The 18,810-nt window shown below is 36.3% G+C and carries 18 protein-coding genes; 9 read left to right on the top strand and 9 right to left on the bottom strand.

The features are described from left to right. The first annotated feature begins 6 nt into the window (after nucleotides 1-6). The 6 genes from qoxB to ABH961_RS17755 all read left to right on the top strand — a co-directional run bounded on the left by qoxB (nucleotide 7) and on the right by ABH961_RS17755 (nucleotide 5,731). A complete protein-coding gene (gene qoxB / locus ABH961_RS17780) occupies nucleotides 7-1,941 on the top strand; it encodes a cytochrome aa3 quinol oxidase subunit I (protein WP_000762383.1) in 1,935 nt (644 codons plus the stop codon). Nucleotides 1,942-1,954: 13 nt separating this feature from the next. Continuing rightward, nucleotides 1,955-2,557, top strand: coding sequence for a cytochrome aa3 quinol oxidase subunit III (gene qoxC, locus ABH961_RS17775; protein ID WP_000729313.1), 603 nt, complete (start codon nucleotides 1,955-1,957; stop codon nucleotides 2,555-2,557). Continuing rightward, nucleotides 2,558-2,869 (top strand): cytochrome aa3 quinol oxidase subunit IV, encoded by a 312-nt coding sequence (gene qoxD / locus ABH961_RS17770; protein ID WP_000531382.1) that lies wholly within the window; start codon nucleotides 2,558-2,560, stop codon nucleotides 2,867-2,869. It abuts the gene before it with no gap. A 269-nt stretch (nucleotides 2,870-3,138) separates the two neighbouring features. Continuing rightward, complete coding sequence (locus tag ABH961_RS17765; protein ID WP_098076795.1) at nucleotides 3,139-4,968, top strand: monovalent cation:proton antiporter family protein; 1,830 nt, start codon at nucleotides 3,139-3,141, stop codon at nucleotides 4,966-4,968. Between the two features lie 53 nt (nucleotides 4,969-5,021). Then, the gene (locus ABH961_RS17760) at nucleotides 5,022-5,279 is read left to right on the top strand and encodes a DUF4022 family protein (RefSeq protein WP_000926994.1); all 258 of its coding nucleotides are present in this window, start codon (nucleotides 5,022-5,024) and stop codon (nucleotides 5,277-5,279) included. A gap of 14 nt (nucleotides 5,280-5,293) precedes the next feature. Next, on the top strand, nucleotides 5,294-5,731 hold the full coding sequence (locus tag ABH961_RS17755) for a GNAT family N-acetyltransferase (RefSeq protein ID WP_098076798.1): 438 nt from the start codon (nucleotides 5,294-5,296) through the stop codon (nucleotides 5,729-5,731). Nucleotides 5,732-5,770: 39 nt separating this feature from the next. Here the strand turns inward: ABH961_RS17755 and ABH961_RS17750 are convergent, their stop codons facing one another. The 3 genes from ABH961_RS17750 to ABH961_RS17740 all read right to left on the bottom strand — a co-directional run bounded on the left by ABH961_RS17750 (nucleotide 5,771) and on the right by ABH961_RS17740 (nucleotide 7,833). After that, nucleotides 5,771-6,199 carry a hypothetical protein gene (locus tag ABH961_RS17750; protein WP_048562931.1) on the bottom strand — a complete coding sequence of 143 codons (429 nt, stop codon included), beginning with the start codon at nucleotides 6,197-6,199 and terminating at the stop codon, nucleotides 5,771-5,773. Nucleotides 6,200-6,203: 4 nt separating this feature from the next. Further along, the gene (locus tag ABH961_RS17745; RefSeq protein ID WP_000301181.1) at nucleotides 6,204-6,404 is read right to left on the bottom strand and encodes a helix-turn-helix transcriptional regulator; all 201 of its coding nucleotides are present in this window, start codon (nucleotides 6,402-6,404) and stop codon (nucleotides 6,204-6,206) included. A 136-nt stretch (nucleotides 6,405-6,540) separates the two neighbouring features. After that, a complete protein-coding gene (locus ABH961_RS17740) occupies nucleotides 6,541-7,833 on the bottom strand; it encodes an NCS2 family permease (RefSeq protein ID WP_404519728.1) in 1,293 nt (430 codons plus the stop codon). A gap of 280 nt (nucleotides 7,834-8,113) precedes the next feature. Between ABH961_RS17740 and ABH961_RS17735 the strand changes: the two genes are divergently transcribed. Both ABH961_RS17735 and ABH961_RS17730 read left to right on the top strand, forming a co-directional pair. After that, nucleotides 8,114-9,505, top strand: a complete 1,392-nt coding sequence (locus tag ABH961_RS17735) for an amino acid permease (RefSeq protein WP_048541791.1) — start codon at nucleotides 8,114-8,116, stop codon at nucleotides 9,503-9,505. A 181-nt stretch (nucleotides 9,506-9,686) separates the two neighbouring features. After that, complete coding sequence (locus tag ABH961_RS17730; protein WP_046957300.1) at nucleotides 9,687-11,234, top strand: DNA-binding protein; 1,548 nt, start codon at nucleotides 9,687-9,689, stop codon at nucleotides 11,232-11,234. 35 nt (nucleotides 11,235-11,269) lie between these two features. Here the strand turns inward: ABH961_RS17730 and ABH961_RS17725 are convergent, their stop codons facing one another. Further along, nucleotides 11,270-12,991: a DUF2339 domain-containing protein gene (locus tag ABH961_RS17725; RefSeq protein ID WP_098076804.1), complete on the bottom strand. Its 1,722-nt coding sequence runs from the start codon at nucleotides 12,989-12,991 to the stop codon at nucleotides 11,270-11,272. 136 nt (nucleotides 12,992-13,127) lie between these two features. Next, nucleotides 13,128-14,429: a branched-chain amino acid transport system II carrier protein BrnQ1 gene (brnQ1, locus tag ABH961_RS17720; RefSeq protein WP_098076807.1), complete on the bottom strand. Its 1,302-nt coding sequence runs from the start codon at nucleotides 14,427-14,429 to the stop codon at nucleotides 13,128-13,130. Between the two features lie 252 nt (nucleotides 14,430-14,681). Between brnQ1 and ABH961_RS17715 the strand changes: the two genes are divergently transcribed. Next, nucleotides 14,682-16,067 (top strand): peptide MFS transporter, encoded by a 1,386-nt coding sequence (locus ABH961_RS17715; RefSeq protein WP_404519727.1) that lies wholly within the window; start codon nucleotides 14,682-14,684, stop codon nucleotides 16,065-16,067. Nucleotides 16,068-16,096: 29 nt separating this feature from the next. On the opposite strand, the gene ABH961_RS17710 is transcribed toward ABH961_RS17715, so the two are convergent. The 4 genes from ABH961_RS17710 to ABH961_RS17695 all read right to left on the bottom strand — a co-directional run bounded on the left by ABH961_RS17710 (nucleotide 16,097) and on the right by ABH961_RS17695 (nucleotide 18,791). Next, nucleotides 16,097-17,218, bottom strand: a complete 1,122-nt coding sequence (locus tag ABH961_RS17710; RefSeq protein WP_404519726.1) for a YHYH domain-containing protein — start codon at nucleotides 17,216-17,218, stop codon at nucleotides 16,097-16,099. 139 nt (nucleotides 17,219-17,357) lie between these two features. Continuing rightward, nucleotides 17,358-17,990, bottom strand: coding sequence for a class A sortase (locus ABH961_RS17705; protein WP_048541777.1), 633 nt, complete (start codon nucleotides 17,988-17,990; stop codon nucleotides 17,358-17,360). A 116-nt stretch (nucleotides 17,991-18,106) separates the two neighbouring features. Then, the gene (locus ABH961_RS17700) at nucleotides 18,107-18,580 is read right to left on the bottom strand and encodes a DUF2178 domain-containing protein (protein WP_098077393.1); all 474 of its coding nucleotides are present in this window, start codon (nucleotides 18,578-18,580) and stop codon (nucleotides 18,107-18,109) included. After that, on the bottom strand, nucleotides 18,573-18,791 hold the full coding sequence (locus tag ABH961_RS17695) for a helix-turn-helix transcriptional regulator (RefSeq protein WP_000154013.1): 219 nt from the start codon (nucleotides 18,789-18,791) through the stop codon (nucleotides 18,573-18,575). The genes ABH961_RS17700 and ABH961_RS17695 overlap by 8 nt, the downstream gene beginning before the upstream one ends. Between the last annotated feature and the right edge of the window lie 19 nt (nucleotides 18,792-18,810).

Genomic DNA, 18,810 nt, shown 5'->3' with positions numbered 1-18,810 from the left:
AACACAGTGAAGCTTGATGAATTCTTTGTCACAGGTGACCCGATTATTTACGGTGCAGACGCTTCTATCGTTCTTGTGACATTAGCAATCATTTTCGTACTAACAAAGTATAAAAAATGGAAATGGCTTTGGGACGAATGGTTAACAACTGTTGACCATAAAAAAATTGGGGCCATGTATATTATTTCTGCGGTTATCATGTTATTCCGTGGTGGTATGGACGGTTTAATGATCCGTGCACAGTTAACATTCCCAGAAACAACTTATTTAAATGCTGAACACTATAACGGAATCTTCACAACACACGGTACAGTTATGATTCTTTTCATGGCGATGCCATTCGTTATGGGATTAATGAACCTTGTAGTACCATTACAAATTGGTGCTCGTGACGTTGCATATCCGTTCTTAAATGCTTTAAGTTTCTGGTTATTCTTTGTCGGAGCAATGTTATTCAACATCGCTTTCGTAATCGGTGGTTCTCCAGACGCTGGGTGGACTTCTTACTTCCCAATGGCAGGTACAGAGTTTACTTCTGGTGTAGGAAATAACTACTACGCAATTGCATTACAGATTTCAGGTCTCGGTACGCTAATGACCGGTATTAACTTCCTTGTTACTATCTTAAAAATGCGTACACCTGGTATGACTTTAATGAGAATGCCAATGTTTACTTGGTCAATCTTAATTACAACAGTTATCATTATTTTCGCTTTCCCAGTATTAACAGTTGCTCTTGCATTAATGACATTTGACCGTCTATTCGATGCTCACTTCTTTACGATGGCGAGCGGCGGTATGCCAATGTTATGGGCCAACCTATTCTGGGTATGGGGTCACCCTGAAGTATATATCGTTATTTTACCGGCATTCGGTATTTTCTCTGAAATCATTAGTACATTCTCACGTAAACGTCTATTCGGTTACAGTGCGATGGTATACTCAATGGTTGCAATTTCTTTACTAAGTTTCGTCGTATGGCTTCATCACTTCTTCACGATGGGTGCAGGTCCAGCGGTTAACTCATTCTTCTCGATTTCGACAATGGCGATTTCGATTCCAACCGGGGTTAAGATCTTTAACTGGTTGTTTACACTGTATAAAGGACGTATTCGTTTTACAGTTCCAATGCTTTGGTCATTGGCATTTATTCCAAACTTCGTAGTCGGTGGGGTTACAGGGGTTATGCTTGGTATGGCAGCAGCTGATTATCAGTACCATAACAGCTACTTCCTAATTGCTCACTTCCACTACGTATTAATCGCAGGTACAGTATTCGCTATGCTTGCTGGATTCACATTCTGGTATCCAAAAATGACTGGTCATATGTTAAACGAACGCCTAGGTAAATGGACATTCTGGATCTTTATGAGCGGATTCAATATCTGTTTCTTCCCAATGTACTTCTTAGGTTTAGACGGTATGACTCGTCGTATGTACACTTACTCTGAAAGTCTTGGATGGGGATGGCTAAACCAAATCGCATCTGTTGGTGCGGTAATGATGGGTATTGGTTTCCTAATTCTTTGTTACAACGTAATTTGGAGTGCTCGTCACGGTGAACGTGACACAACTGGAGATCCATGGGATGGCCGTACACTTGAATGGGCAACTCAATCTCCTGTACAACATTACAACTTCGCGAAACTTCCTGAAATCAAAGAAGCTGATGCTTTCTGGTACATGAAAAAACGCGGAGAAACAGTTACACCAGCAGCAGAAGATATCAAACCAATTCACATGCCAAGTAACTCTGGTGTGCCTATTATTGCGTCTTTATTCTTCGGTCTTGCAGGTTTCGCATTAGTATTTAGCTGGTTCTGGCTTGCAGCAATCGGCGGCGTTGGTATTTTAGCTTGCTTAATCTATCGTTCATTCGATTATGATGATGGCTACTACGTAAGTGTTGATGAAATTAAAGAAACAGAACATATAGCATGAGAGGTGAAATGATATGGCGGCTTTAGATAAAAGCTTACCTTTGGAATATCAATCCGAGCAAAGCAGATTGAATATCCTAGGATTCTGGATTTTTCTTGGGGCTGAAATTATGCTGTTCGCAACACTTTTCGCCTCTTATCTAGTACTTGCTGGTCGTACGGCAGATGGCCCAACCCCAGCGCAACTGTTTGAACTTAAAACGCTTTTAATTCAAACATTACTACTTTTAACAAGTAGTTTCACATGTGGTATCGTAATTCACGAAATGCGTAAGCACAACCAAAAAGCAATGCTTGGATGGTTCATCCTTACATTACTTTTAGGTGCAGGTTTCCTATTCTTTGAAATCGAAGAGTTCATTATGTACATCGGTGAAGGCGCAACAATTCAAACAAGTGCTTTCCTATCTGCATTCTTCGTTCTTCTTGGAACGCACGGAGCCCACGTAACAGGCGGTATCATTTGGGCAATTTGTGTTATTATCCAAATTTTAAAACGAGGTTTAACACCAGTTACAGCTCGTAAAGTATTTATTATCAGCTTATACTGGCATTTCCTTGATCTTGTTTGGGTCTTTATTTACACACTAGTTTACTTGAACGGGATGGTGGCGTAAATGGGTCAAAATAACAACCAGGCAAACGGACATGCGCATAGCGGATTCCCTTGGTCACACGTTTTCGGATTTATTTTATCGCTTGCACTAACGTTTCTAGCGTTATACGTGGCACTTTATACAAACCTGCCACTTTCAACAATCTTAACAACTATTATCGTAATGGCTGTTGCGCAAGCGTTGTTACAATTAATTATGTTCATGCATTTAAAAGAAGGAGAAGGAAGAGTTCAAATTCTTACTATGATATACAGTTTCTTCGTTGCAACTGCAACAGTTGGTTTAACTGTATGGATCTTCTTCTCAATGTAATGTACATGAAAAAGACTGCTGAGATTCCTCAGCAGTCTTTTTTTATCCCGCATTAACGAGCAGTAAGACCCCCACTGATTAAAGTTTCACTTTATCCCCTCACCTATTACATCCACATTACGGAATTAACAACAGAATCATGAAAAATATACTTATTATGACAAATGTTAAGAAAACTCTTTCTTTATGAAATCGAATCCATATGCGTTGCTTTTCTACCTATTATATGGCTAAATAGGTACTATATTTATTTGAAGGGAGAGAACGCAATGGAACATCATACTTCTGTTCTATCACTTATGGTTGTCGTTGCAATCGCGTTTTTCGTTCCCCTTTTGTTACAACGCTTTAAATTAAAAGCACTTCCTGTCGTTGTTGCAGAAATCATCGCAGGAATCTTTGTAGGTAAAAGTGGGTTTAATATTATTCAGCCAGATATGTGGCTTCAAGTCTTATCGACACTAGGATTTATCTTCTTAATGTTCTTAAGCGGTTTAGAAATTGATTTTTCTATCTTTAAACAAAAAGGGAAAAAGAATACGACAAACGAACCAAACACATTCCAAGCAGCAAGCATTATCTTCTTATTTATTTTCATCTTATCTTATGCCCTATCATTACTGTTCGTATGGCTAGGATTCGTGGATAATGCAATGTTTATGACTTTAATTATTTCAACTATTTCTTTAGGTGTTGTTGTACCAACATTAAAAGAGAATAACTTAGGAAAAACGGCAATCGGACAAATCATTTTATTAGTCGCTGTTATTGCAGATTTAGTTACAATGATTTTACTCGCTGTATTCGTCGGATTAAATTCCGAAAGCGGTCAAAGCATGTGGCTCCTTCTTCTTCTATTCGGCGCTGGTATTGTTATTTACTTCGTTGCAAAACGCTTTAAAAACATTCCATACTTAGATAGCTTAAAAGCTGGTAGTGTACAAATTGATACACGAGCTGTTTTTGCACTCATCTTAATATTAGTTGGGTTATCTGAATCTGTTGGAGCTGAAAATATTTTAGGTGCCTTCTTAGCAGGGGTACTCGTATCGTTATTATCACCAAATGAAGATATGGTTGAAAAACTGGATTCCATCGGCTACGGTTTCTTCATCCCTATTTTCTTCGTAATGGTTGGTGTGAATCTAGAAGTTTGGTCTATTTTTAAAGAACCTTCTAGCATGCTAATGATCCCAATTTTAATTATAGGACTCTTTATCTCAAAACTGTTACCATCACTCGTCTTACGAAAATGGTATCCACGTAATATCGTACTAGGAAGTGCCATCTTATTAACATCGACACTTTCTTTAGTTATTGCAGCTGCACAAATTGGTGAAAAACTAGGAATCATCAGTCCAAGTTTATCTGCTTCCCTTATTTTAAGCGCAGTTATTACTTGTATTTTTGCACCTATATTATTTAAAAAAATGTTCCCAAAAGTAGAAACACCAAAACCAAAAGTTTCTATTATTGGCGCAAGCAGAATTACCCTTCCGTTATCACTTGATTTAAAACGAGAAGATTATGACGTAACACTATATATGATGCGTCAAAATAAAATAAATGATGAGGAAGCGAAATCACATGACTTCCCTATCGTAAAATTAGATGACATCACAATCGCTTCATTAACTGAACAAACAGCATTTCATGCAGACCGCGTTGTTGTTGCAACAAGCGATGATGAACAAAACTTATTATTAGCAGAACATGCAAAAGAGCTAGGGGTTGAACATGTTATTGCAAGTGTAGAAGATCCACTTCTACAAGAAAAAGCAACGCAAGAACATATCGCCGTATTCTCAACAATTAACTCTACACGTATTCTATTACGTGCACTAATTGATAAACCGAGTCTCGTTCGCTTAATTACAACAGCAAACGAAACAGTCCGTGAAGTGGAACTACGCAGCAATACATACAACGGCGTTGCACTTCGTCGCCTTCCATTTTTAGGCGATGTACTCGTCATTCAAATTTATCGTGGAAATAAAGCATTAATCCCACATGGTGATACAAGCCTACAACACGGCGATACATTACTTGTAACTGGCTCAAAAGAACATATCGATACACTAAAAAGCATATTAGAATAGAAAAATGCCCCTCACATAATTGAGGGGCATTTTTTTCCATTTTATATGGTAAAATGTTACTATCACATATTATGAGGATGGATCACATTATGTCTATTGTAACTTTAGCTCTTTTATTATTGGCGGAAATACTCGTTGCCATTATTCTCATCGGTGTTAGCATTGAAATTTGTAGTTACGGATGGAAAAAATCGAATGGAATAAAATACTCTTGCCTCTTACTTTCACTCCTTCTCGGAACTGCTAGCATACTCGGACTTTTCGCCGCACCTGCCTATTTCTTTATACAACTAACAGAAAACGCCTTATAAGAAAGGATGTTAATATGATTACCGTGAAAAATATTGAGGGATCTGAAACTTACGTATTACGTCAAAAAATTTTACGCCCGAATCAAACATTAGCAGATTGTAAATACTCTTCTGACTATGAAACAGACACCTTTCACTTAGGTGCATTTATAAACGATGAACTAATTAGTATCGCTTCCTTCTCAAAAGAAATATACCCTGACTTACTAGCAGGTGTTCATTATCGTCTACGAGGAATGGCAACATTACCTGAATTTCGAAACAACCGTGCTGGAAGCTCCTTAATTCAGAAGGCGGAACAAATCTTGCAAGAACGCCAAGCAAATATATTATGGTGTAATGGCCGAATTACTGTAGCTGACTATTACAAGCGCTTAGGCTTCCAAGAATATGGTGAAATCTTTGAAATTGAACCGATCGGCCTTCATAAAGTACTATATAAAAGAATATAAGAAAAGCTTTCCGCAATATGGGAAAGCTCTTCTTATATTTCAATCTTCACTTTTTATTTTTCTCATATATATGTATATAAACAAACTAGGAACTAAAAAACAAGCAAACATAATAAGTCCTGTCATACTAATTTCCTTTATAGAAATATCTGGTGTTACAATGATACAAATAGCTAAAATTCCAATAACAATACCTACTGGAATAAATAATAATTTCATAAAATAGCTCCGTGATACTCCACCTGTATGCTCATATGCCTCTACAGAATGTTTTAAATTTAAGAAGTTAATGACTACGATCCCGCACATAAATACCATTAATAAATCTGAAACACTTTCATATCCTGCATCTTGCAAAACGTAGCGATAAAAAACAATACCTAGTATGACGATATTTTGTAAGATGAAAACGAGTCTAATATGTTTTAGCCCCTCAATCATTAAACGTTCATCTTTCACCATTCTCATCCCCTCACTCCTCTTCCTCCCAAAATAAATCATTCAATGTTTTGTCTACCGCATAACAAATTTTCAAACATAAATCTAAAGACGGGTTGTATTTCCCCTTCTCAATTAAACTAATCGTTTGCCTTGTAACGCCTACTTTTTCTGCTAATTGTTGCTGCGTTAAATCTAACTGAACACGCGCGACTTTTATTTTACTTACAGCCATTCATGTTCCTCCTTCACCTATATTGTAACATATATATTCCATTAAGTAATTTATATTTTACTCCATTAATTTGATTTTCACCTTATTATACACAAAAAAGGAGCCTCTCATAAGAAGCCCCTTTCCTATATCTATATTATAAGAATAAATGACATCCAAATAAAATTGTAAATAAGTATAGTAACGGATGTACTTCCATCGCTTTCCCTTTCACAATTTTTAAGACTGGATACACTAAAAATCCAATTACAATTCCATTCGCAATGCTAGACGTTAACGGAATACCAACGAAAATTAAAAATGCTGGTAATGCATCTTCAAATTCATTCCAATTAATATCACGAAGACTTTGCGCCATTAAACTACCTACAATAATTAATGAAGGAGCTGTAATAGCGGCTACACTTGATAAAGAAGCAATCACAGGGCTGAAGAATGCCGTTATAATCGTTAGACCGACAACTACAATACCTGTTAATCCTGTTTTACCACCTGCAGCAATACCAGCTGATGATTCAATCGTCGCTGCTGTTGGGCTTGTTCCAAAGATAGAACCTGTAGTCCCGCCAATTGCATCCGCAATAAATGCTTTACCAAAACGCTTCTCTGTATTATCTGTAATTAAACCTGCTTGTTTAATTAAACCGAGTAATGCACCTGTTGTATCAAATAACAGTACAAGTAAAAATGAAAATACAACACCGTATAATCCATATTCAATTACATCTGAAAAAGCATTGATTGGGTTTGAAACGATAATTCCCTCTGGTAAATGAGGCATCGCAACAATTTTATCCGTAAACTTCAATTGACCTGTAGAGAAGGCGATAACTCCTGTCACAATCATACTAATAAATAATGCACCGCTCACACGTAATGCCATTAATACCGCCGCTAATATTAAACCAATTAAAGTTAAAATAACGGCTGGAGAATGAAAATCACCAATCGTAACTAAATTAGATGGATGATCAACGATAATTCCAGAAAGGCGTAATCCAATAAAAGCAATAAATAGTCCAATTCCACCTGCAATTGCATGTTTTAAACTATCAGGAATTGCGACAATTAGCTTTTGCCTAAATGAAGTGAAAGATAATAAAAGAAAAATGATACCTGTTACAAATACTGCTGAAAACGCAATGACATATGTAATCCCCTCTGCCTGTTGAACAACAGAATAAGCAAAATACGCATTCATTCCCATAGCTGGAGCAATAACAATTGGATAGTTAGCTAAAAACGCCATACATAGCGTCCCTATAACAGTCGCAATAATAGTTGCTGTAAAAGCTTGATCAAATGGTACACCTGCATCAGATAATATTTTCGGATTGATGACAAGAATATACGCAAATGTAAAAAAAGTTGTGATGCCAGCTAAAAGCTCTTGCTTCACAGAAGTGTTATATTTTTGTAATTGAAACATGGTTATGTACCCTTCCTACATCTGAATTATTATCACATATTCTTTTCTTACTAGTATGTGAGAAAATATAATACTTAATCTTAACAATCAATAAAAAGAAGAGTCAATATATTAGCTAATAGTTCGAATTTTAAGTTTAAGTCTGACAAGTTTAGATGTAGTACAGTTCATCATGATTATTTTTGTAGCATAACAGATAGAAATGTTTTATAATTTGAAATAGTTAAATATTTAGCAAACGCATTCAAATATCGTTCACTCTACAAGGAGGATTCTTCTTATGCAGCACACAAACAAATCTGAAACTTTAAATCGAGGTTTAAAAGAACGACATATTACTTTAATGTCACTCGGTTCAGCTATTGGCGTTGGACTATTTTTAGGATCCGCTTCTGCTATTAAACTAGCCGGTCCTTCCATCTTACTAGGTTATATGATCGCTGGACTCGTTATTTTTTTCATTATGCGAGCACTCGGAGAAATGGCAATTGAACAACCGGTTGCCGGTTCTTTTAGTAAATACGCTAATGATTATATCGGCCCACTTGCTGGCTATATTACTGGTTGGAACTACTGGTTTTTATGGGTTGTTACTTGCATGGCTGAAATTACGGCGGCTGGCATTTACATGCAGTACTGGTTCCCAGATATCCCGCGCTGGACTTGGGCACTACTCGCTCTATTATTAATGAGCGCTTTCAACTTCTTATCAGTAAAAGTATTTGGAGAACTTGAGTTTTGGTTTGCTCTCATCAAAATTGTCACAATTATCTGTATGATAATTGTTGGAGCTGGTATTATTTTATTCGGATTCGGAAACGGTGGTATCGCTACTGGTATTTCAAACCTTTGGTCACATGGTGGCTGGTTCCCAAATGGTTTTTCTGGGTTACTACTCTCCATGCAAATGGTGTTATTCGCTTATTTAGGCGTTGAATTAATCGGTGTTACAGCTGGTGAAGCTCAAAACCCGAAGAAAACACTCGCAAAAGCTATCGATAACGTATTTTGGAGAATCCTAATCTTTTACGTCGGGGCATTATTCGTTATGATGGCAATTTATCCATGGAACGAACTTGGCGAGAAAGGAAGTCCATTCGTATTAACATTCCAACAAATCGGCATTGCAAAAGCAGCAGGTATTATTAACTTTGTCGTATTAACAGCAGCTCTTTCTTCTTGTAATGGTGGTTTATTTAGTACAGGCCGTATGCTATTTACCTTAGCTCAGCAAAAGAAAGCACCTGAAAGATTTGGTCGTTTAAATAAAAACGGTATTCCGAGTCAAGGAATTGTAGCAACAGCTATCGTTTTACTCGTTGGTGTTATATTAAACTATCTTGTGCCCGCAAAAGTGTTTACATGGCTGACTAGTATTTCAACTTTCGGGGCAATTTGGACTTGGGGGATTATATTAGTCGCTCAAATTAAATTCCGTAAAGGATTATCAACTGAGAAAAAAGACAAGCTAACGTATAAAATGCCTTTACATCCATTAAGCTCTTACTTCTCACTTGGCTTCCTTGCACTTGTACTATGTATAATGGCGTATTCAGAAGATACACGAATTGCATTAATCGTTGGCCCAATTTGGCTTATTGGCTTAGCTATCGTGTATTATATGAAAGGATTTCATAAGATTGATGAAACACCTAATTCAAAGATTAGTTAAACAAGCTATCCCTTCCTTATTAATTGGAAGGGATTTTTTATTGTCTATATAAATATTTCTCAACAAAATTCACGGTATTTTTACAATTTTTTAATATTTTTTACGTTTTCCGTCTTTTTTTTTTCAGAAAAATAAATTACATTATTAAAGCACATATATTTATTATTAGGGGGATTCTTCTATGAAGAATAAAAAGTGGATTACATTTTCTTTAGCAACAGCAATTACACTTAGTATGGGGAGTTCGTTCATACCGTCTACTTATGCAGAAAGCTCTGTAGACCCAGCTCCTGAAATTGCTGCAAAGGTTGTAAATCAAAATAGCGGGAAGAAAGTATTATTCGATAATACACACGGTCAAACGGCCGGGACTGCTGACTGGGTTATTGATGGTGGCTTTTCTGATTTCGGAAACGGCATTGCCCAAAATGGATATCATGTAAAAGAACTTCGTAAATCAACACCTATTACATACGACGACTTAAAAAATTACAACGTGTTTATCGTTCCAGAGGCAAATATTCCTTACAAAAAATCTGAACAAGATGCTATGTTACAATACGTGAAAAATGGCGGTAGTATCTTCTTCATTGCTGATCATTATAATGCAGATCGTAATAAAAATCGCTGGGACTCTTCTGAAGTATTTAATGGATACAGACGCGGTGCTTGGGATAATCCTGCAAAAGGAATGTCTAGTGAGGAAGTAAATTCACAAGCTATGCAAGGAGTAGAAAGCTCTGATTGGCTATCTGACAACTTCGGTATTCGCTTCCGCTACAATGCAATCGGTGATGTTGCAGCTAAAAATATTGTGTCGCCTGAACAATCATTTGGAATTACAAAAGGTGTTTCATCTGTAGCAATGCACGCTGGTTCTACTCTAGCAATTACAAACCCAAAACTAGCAAAAGGACTTGTTTATCTTCCAGAAAATCCGTCAAAATGGAATAACGCTGTTGATAGTGGTGTTTATAACGGCGGTGGCGTTGCAGAGGGTCCATATGCCGCAATCGCAAAAGTAGGACTTGGAAAAGCTGCCTTTATCGGTGATTCTTCTCCAGTTGAAGATGCATCGCCAAAATACGTTCGTGAAGATTCTGGCCAAACAAAGAAAACTTACGATGGATATAAAGAAGAAAACGATGCTATCTTACTAGAAAATATCGTAAATTGGCTATCGAATAAAGAAACATTTACAAGCTTAGATCAAGTAAACGGTTTACAACTTGATTCACCTACTGCTTTACAAACATTTGAACAACCAAGCTTATCAACAGAGCCACAACCAGAACCTTGGAGTGCACCAAACGCGGGTTACCAATGGTTTAATACAAATACATTTAAATCTGGTTCATACGGATATAACGGCGCCGTAACAGCAAATGATTATGTGATTACACGCCCTAGCATTCTACCAAACAATGAAGTGTTCCAAATAAAGATTCAAGTAAACAACTTATTACCTAATACAACTTATAATAACTATTCTTTAGGTATCTTCTCGACTGGTGGAACACAAGTAGCAAAAGTCCAAAATACAAACGGCACTTGGCCATCTACTTTCGGATATAGTAGCGCCTTCTCATTCACAACAAACAGCTTTGGTTCTGCTGAAAAAATTGTGAACGTACAACTTGATTCAAATACAACTGGACAAGCAACACTTCGTCTACGCCAAAATACAACAGCGAAATATAGTGAGGCTGTAACGATTAATAAGAAATGATGAAGAAGGCAATCCGCATGCGGATTGCCTTCTTCTCACTTCTCTTCTTTCGAGAAAAACATTCTTGAAATAACGATACCTATACTACCTACAATTAAGAATAACACAGCCCTGATCATCATCGATACTTCTGGTAAGTCCAGAAGGAATAGCTTCCCTATCGTTACGACTAACACGACTAAGCCGGCATACAATATTTCATTCATATTTTTATTCCTTCCAAGCCAAACGGCAAATAATGCATATACCATCCATAATAACGATACAGATACGCTTATTATACTTCCATCTGTAGACAGCACTTCACCGACTCTAGTAATTGCAATAAATACGATAACCATAAACCAATAGAGTGCTATAGAATAAACATATTTTCCGAAGCTCGTTAATACATCTTTCGCTCGTTTCATGCAGTAATAAAATGTACCTATTAAAATAATATGAGCAACAAACCCAGCTGAAACAAAATGATCGAACGGGCTAAAAATGGTCTGTATCATTCCAATCGCGTAAATCGTCGCGCTAACATATAATTTTATTTGTTGTTTTACTTTAATAGAAGTCACCATACCGAGGAAACCTTGTAATAATAATACAATCGCTGCATTCACTAAACTATACTCATATAAAATCGCTAAACTAAATGCACCCATTGCGAAACCAAATAAAAGATTTGTAAATGAAGAATGCCTATTTTTTCTATATTCAAACACGAACATCGTAGCGTGAACGAGTGCACTAATCATTAATCCCCATGTTGTAAATTCAGGTATTTTTGAAATGGCTAATATAAAGAAAACTGCATTCGCACTAAATATCGCCAAGCGTGGCTCTAATATAAAGCTTCTCTCCGTAAACATATGCCAAAATAATAGTAAGTGAATCAAACCATAAACAACTGTTAACTGTACTTGCAAATCCTCTACTAACATTGACATAATAGCAAAGAAAACAAAAAGGACAATAGCAGCAACAGCATAAGAAATCATATATAAATACTGATAACGATTTTTCAACGCATACCATAATAAGCTAAGTGTTAGTATCGTCTCATATCCAAAGAAAATATAAGGATTAGGAGTCGTACTATTTAATAAGAATGGCACGAAGAAAGCTCCTACGGCTACGAATATAGTAAGATATTCCGATTGATACCTCTTCGCTACATAAATACCTAAAATGACCCATGCAATATTACATACAAACGCGACACTCGCCGGAATAAAGCCATATAAATAATGTGCCGCAAATGTCGTTAAAACTATACCCGTTATACTTCCTCCTGCTAATACTAACCCTAACGCTTGCCGCTCTCGTTTAATTTGAATATCCCCTATATAATAAAAACCGATTGATAGGACAATACCAAACACAATTCGTATTGCTGGCGTTAATAATCCAGCATCTACCCCTGCTTTAAACAACCAGATTACTCCAAGTAACATAATACCGACAAATATGCGTGGTAACCACGTTTGGCAAAACTTAACAATATTAAATGGTTCTGGTTTAAAAGCAGATATATCTACTTGTTTTACCTCACGTTCTTGCACAGGCTCTTTTATTGTAACTACTTCTTCTTTTTGTTTTTCCTCCGTTACCGTTTCAATATATTCTTCCTTTTCCTTACTAACATGTTGCTGAGCATTTTCTACTTCTATTTCTCTTTGTTTTGCTTTCAATTCAAAAAGCGCTTCTTGAATCGTTTCAATTGCCGTTTCGAGCGCTTCTATTTTCTTATTTAAATCCTCCTTCATACGCTCCCCCCTCATCATCTATTCAAAATCTATATATTACCAATTATCTTTATCATACTCTTAGTCTATTCATTTTCAATACTATTTTTCCTAAAAAAAGAAAGGTGTCTTCCGAAATAGGAAAACACCTTTTTACTCATTTATTCTTATTTAGAACAACACTAACGATGACACCAATACAAACACCTATAATAGCTGGAACAATCCATCCAACACCTTCTGTATAAAACGGAATGTATTTCAATATTGGCGTCCACTGATTCATCATTACATTTTTATTGAAAATATCGATTGCACTAAATACTGCTACAATCCCAACAGTTACTGCATATACGTATGCATACTTTCCAATATATTTATGGAATAACCCTAAAATAATAAGTGTTAATGCAACTGGATAAATAAACCCAAGAATCGGTACTGATACTTTTAAAATTTGTGTTAATCCTAAATTAGCTAAAATCATACTAACAAAACTCAATATAAATGCCCAAACTTTATACGCTACTTTCGGAAATACACTTGCGAAAAATTGACTACAAGACGTAACAAGTCCGATTGACACACATAAACACGCGATCGTAAAAATAAGACCTAATAAAACGACTCCGCCTTGTCCAAATAATGTAGTCATCACTTGCGCTAACACGTTCGCCCCATTATCAAATGTACCTAACGAACCGCTAATTGAACCAACATATCCAAGTATGACATAAATAATAGATAATAATAGTCCTGCACCAATTCCAGCAATACTCATATATTTCGCTAAACCTTTATCATCTTCAACACCTTTTGCACGAAGAGCATTTGCAATAACAATCCCAAAAATTAAAGCGGCTAGCGCATCCATTGTTAAATATCCATCTAAAAAGCCTTGGAACATAGGAGCTTGTTCATAGTTTCCAGTAGCCTCTTTCACACTGCCTACTGATGTAAACATACTCTTTATAAAAATAAGGGCAATCATACCTAATAATAACGGTGTTAAAACTTTTCCGAACAACCCCATTAATTTAGACGGTGATAAACTTAACCAGTACACAATACTAAAGAAAATAACCGTGTAACATAATAAAACTACACTTCCCGATTCTGTGAAGAACTGACCTGGTCCCATTTCAAAAGCTAAACTTCCTGCACGTGGTATACCAAGACCTGGTCCAATAAATAAATACACGATACATGGGAAAATAATGGCGAATGAAGAATGAACCCTCCCCGCTAACGTTTGAAAGCTTCCCGCTTTCGCAATAGCGATAACACCCAATATAGGAAGACCTGTTGCTGATATAATAAATCCTATTAATGAAATCCACACATGTTCTCCTGCTTCATACCCAAGGAAAGGTGGGAATATAAGATTCCCCGCTCCAAAGAACATCGAGAATAACATAAGGCTAATCAGTAAAATTTCTTTTTTCTGTAACAATTTCATTTGTTTCTCCTTCTTTAATTTCATCTTTCATGAAATCAATTTCACATATAAAAAAGTGCAATAATCCGCTTCCTAACAAAGAAAACATAGTCCATAGTCTAACATAAAAGAAACACCCATTCTATAGCTATATCTCTTTTCCAATTTCTTCTGAAAAATCAACCTTTATTGACTTATAATAGTTAATAAAGTAAAATATTAAATGTACAAAATTATTAACTTTGTTTTTGTTTGTGTCAGGAGGAAAATAACATGGAATCAGCGATACAACTAGAAAGAGAACAACAAAGAAAAAAGAAACATCCTCCAGGTTTATACTTACTCTTCTTTACAGAAATGTGGGAAAGATTTAGTTACTATGGATTACGAGGATTATTAACATTATATTTAACGACAGCTTTAGTAAGCGGTGGTCTTGGGTTTAGTCCTGCGTGGGCACTCTCCATTTACGGATTTTATACTGGAGCCTGTTATTTCACACCAATGATTGGTGGGTACTTAACAGACCGGTTCCTAGGTAGACGAAAAGCGATCACAATTGGTGGTATAACAATGGCAATCGGTAACCTTACACTATTTGCCATGCAAAACCAAGTCGGCCTATACCTCGGATTAGCGCTTATTATTATCGGTAACGGATTCTTCAAACCGAACATCTCTACACTGGTTGGGGAATTATACGAAGAGAACGATCCAAAACGTGATAGTGCATTTACGATTTTCTATATGGGTATTAACGTCGGTTCATTTTTAGCTCCACTCGTTTGCGGATTTTTATCAGAAAATTTATTCAAAACAACAGTGGATGGCGTTGTTCACTTTGGATTCCGTTACGGTTTCTTAGCCGCTTCAGTCGGAATGATCATTGGACAAATTTTATTTACAACATTATCAAATCGCTTCCTTGGTGATATCGGTAAAAAACCAACTCGTGATTTGCAAACAACAGATGGACAACCATCAGTAGGAGATACACCGTTAACAAAAAAAGAAAAACAACGTACCGCAGTTATCGTCATTTTAACATGCTTCGTTGTCTTCTTCTGGGCTGGCTTTGAACAAGCTGGTAGCTCATTAACATTATATACAAACAAATTTGTAGACCGCTCTGTGTTCGGATGGGAAGTTCCAACATCTTGGTTCCAATCGGTCAATCCATTATTTATTATTTTACTTGCTCCAGTCATTTCAGCATTATGGGCAAAACTTGCAACTCGCAAGCGCGGGGATTTAAAAATCCCAACTAAAATGGGACTTGGTATGATCTTGCTCGGTATCGGTTATATCATTCTCGTTATCGCTACATTAAAAACTGGTAGTGATGAACATAACATTACAGAAAAAGCAAACTTACTATTTATCGTCTTTACGTATCTTTTCCATACGTTAGGTGAGCTATTCCTATCACCTGTTGGACTTTCAATGGTTAGTGCACTTGCCCCAGTAAAACTTGCTTCTTTATTAATGGGAGTATGGTTAGCAAGCTCAGGAATCGCCAACATTTTAGGCGGACAACTTGCAAGCTTCACAACTTCACTTGGATATGCTGAAGTATTTACCGTAATCGGAGCTGTAGCAATTGTATTAGGTTGTGTTTTATTATTAATTTCTAAGAGATTAGTGAAATGGATGGATTAAAAAAGATGAGGGGAAATCCCTCATCTTTTTTATGCATTCTTACCTTTTTCTATCGCTTGTTCGTACAGCTCTTTATGTTCTTTATATTCACTTGGCACAAAATTCTTATAGAAGAATGCAAGCCAACTGCCTCCTTTTTTATATCCTTCTTCTCTAATTTCTGCTGCTTTTTTATTTGATTTAAATCCTTCAATAAACCATTTCTTTAACGATTCATTTTTTTCATACTTAGCAGGAACTTTCAAATCATAGTTTTCAAATGCATACTTATAGCCAGCCTTTTCTACTGCTTTTTTTGTAGACTTATAGCCCTTTTCATAAGCTGTTTCATACACCTTCACGTACACATCTTTCTCTCTATTTCCAGGGTTCTTTCCGGCTAGTTCCTTACCTGCCTTTTCCCCTAGTTCAGCTTGCTCTTTTTCAATGTTTTCTGTTCTTTCTTTATTCCCTACTTGGAAACCTTCTGCAAAGTTCGGCTTAAACTCCGGAGCAATTTGACTATCTTCCATCGTCTCTTGTGCTAAACCTTGCTCTTTTCCTTTTTCAAAATGCGTTTTCTTCTGCTCTTCTAAAGACCAAGATGCAACATATGCAGTTTTGAATGCTTCTTTATATGTATCTGATTTTCCAGCTAAATGTGATTCCGCATCATTTTTCCCTGCTTTAAAATCAGTCTCTCCACTTTTTTGTCCCTCAAGCTGCCCTTTTTCCATATCAGCTTGACGCTGTACTTCCTCTCGCTTACGTGCCTCTTCTGCTTTTCTTTGCTCTTCAGCTACACGTTGTCTCTCTTCCTCTGCTTTTCTTTGTTCCTCCGCTACACGTTGTCTCTCTTCTTCAGCTTTACGCTGCTCCTCTGCGGCACGTTGTTTTTCAGCCTCAGCATTGCGCTGCGCTTCTACTTGTCTTTCGGCTTCTACAGCACCATTATCATTTGGGCTAGGAGCTGGACTCGTTGCACCACTACTAGAAGCTGGCTTATTGTGATAATGATATTCCCCGTACTGTAATCCCCATTTTTCACAATTTGTCCGACACGTATGTCCTCCATTAGCATCTGTACGCCCTGGATGCGCATAGGCTGAAATTGGAGCTACCAATAACGCTACACTTGTTGTTAAAAGAAGTTTCTTCACCTGTTGTTTCACTCTTGTTCCTCCCAAAATCTTGAATTCTAACTTTATTATACATAAATAGAAAAATACTTAAATACTAACTAAAATATTCTATTATTTCTCAACATTAGTAAAAAAGAAGGTCAACTCTTTAAAGAGTTGACCTTCTTTTTTACTTCTTCGCCTTCGTTCCTACTAAATCACCAGCAACAACGTAACGTTTAGAATTATCTTTCACAGATACACATGTAATAAGCGTTATCTCATCTTTCCCATGATCCTCGACAACCTCCCATTTATCAGGAGTTACTTCAGATACACCAGTAACCGCATATTCATATTCATTTTCATTATCATACAAATAAATTTTATCACCTTTTTTTAAAGAGGCTATATCACTAAATAAAACACCTTTTTTAGACATGTTATGTCCTGCTAATGCATAATTCCCTTTTCCCATGACTTGATTTTCTTTTACTGTTGCTGCACCTGATAATAGGTTTTTCTCAGTAGAAGATTTTAAAACAGGAAGTTCTAATGAAACACTCGGGATCGAAATACGACCAATTACTTGTTTCTTATCTAATGATGCACTCGCTACTTCTGCCAAGTCTGGTTGATCAATTTTCGAAGCATCTACAAATTCCGTCTCATGTTTTTCATAATCCATCTTTTGAACAGCCTGCACATTTTCAGTCTGTTTCTTTTCAGCCTGATATCCATCGTAAAATGGCTTTCCGATTAACACACCACCTACAACAAATAGAAGGATTGCTACTATACTATAAATTCTTTGCTTATTCATATACAATTCCTTTCCCTTACAAAATCTTACTCTATATAAAATGATAAGATAATATTGCTATATGTACAAGTGTAAGCTAAAAAGAAACCTTCTCGCACGTGCAAGAAGGTTTCTTTTTAAGCTAATTTATTTCTGTATAGTGATACGTGAAAGACTGTCATTTGAACAAAAAGCATGAAAAATAAAATATATAACGGATATCCAGGAATATATAAATCGGCTACAGGAGAAAGTGTTAAAAATCCAATAGCAATAACTACTCCGTACCAAAATGAAATAAATGTTGTTCGGCATGCCTTTTGTGTGATTTCTTTTTCCCGCTCATCTTCTTGTGGAAAGAGTAATGGGTACATCCAATAAGAAAGTGCTTTATGTTTCTTCTTTTGAACTTTATAAAAAATCGTCGTTATAATAGCTACAATTGTTAACAATCCTAATGGTATCATATTGATTGTTACTTCAAATGGCAATTTCTCAGTTTCAATAATATTTGCCAGCTCTATCCAAGCATAATAGAGTTCAATAAATGCCCAACAAGCAATCACAAATCTCAGCACATTTACAATATAAGAAACAGCAATTCTATTCATCATTTTCCCCCTCCTTATTTAAAACAAACACATCTTCCATCTTTAACTGAAATACATCGCAAATCGTAAGTGCTAATAACAGTGAAGGGACATAATCCCCTTTTTCAATTGCCGCGATTGTTTGTCTTGTCACTCCAACCTTTTCTGCTAATACACTTTGGGAAAAATTAAAGCGAGCTCTTAACTCCTTCACTCTATTTAAAATGGTCAATTTTACCACCTCTCAATTT

Source organism: Bacillus sp. RC251 (assembly GCF_044908765.1).
GTDB lineage: Bacteria > Bacillota > Bacilli > Bacillales > Bacillaceae_G > Bacillus_A > Bacillus_A wiedmannii.
This window is presented reverse-complemented; position numbering and strand designations above follow the sequence as displayed.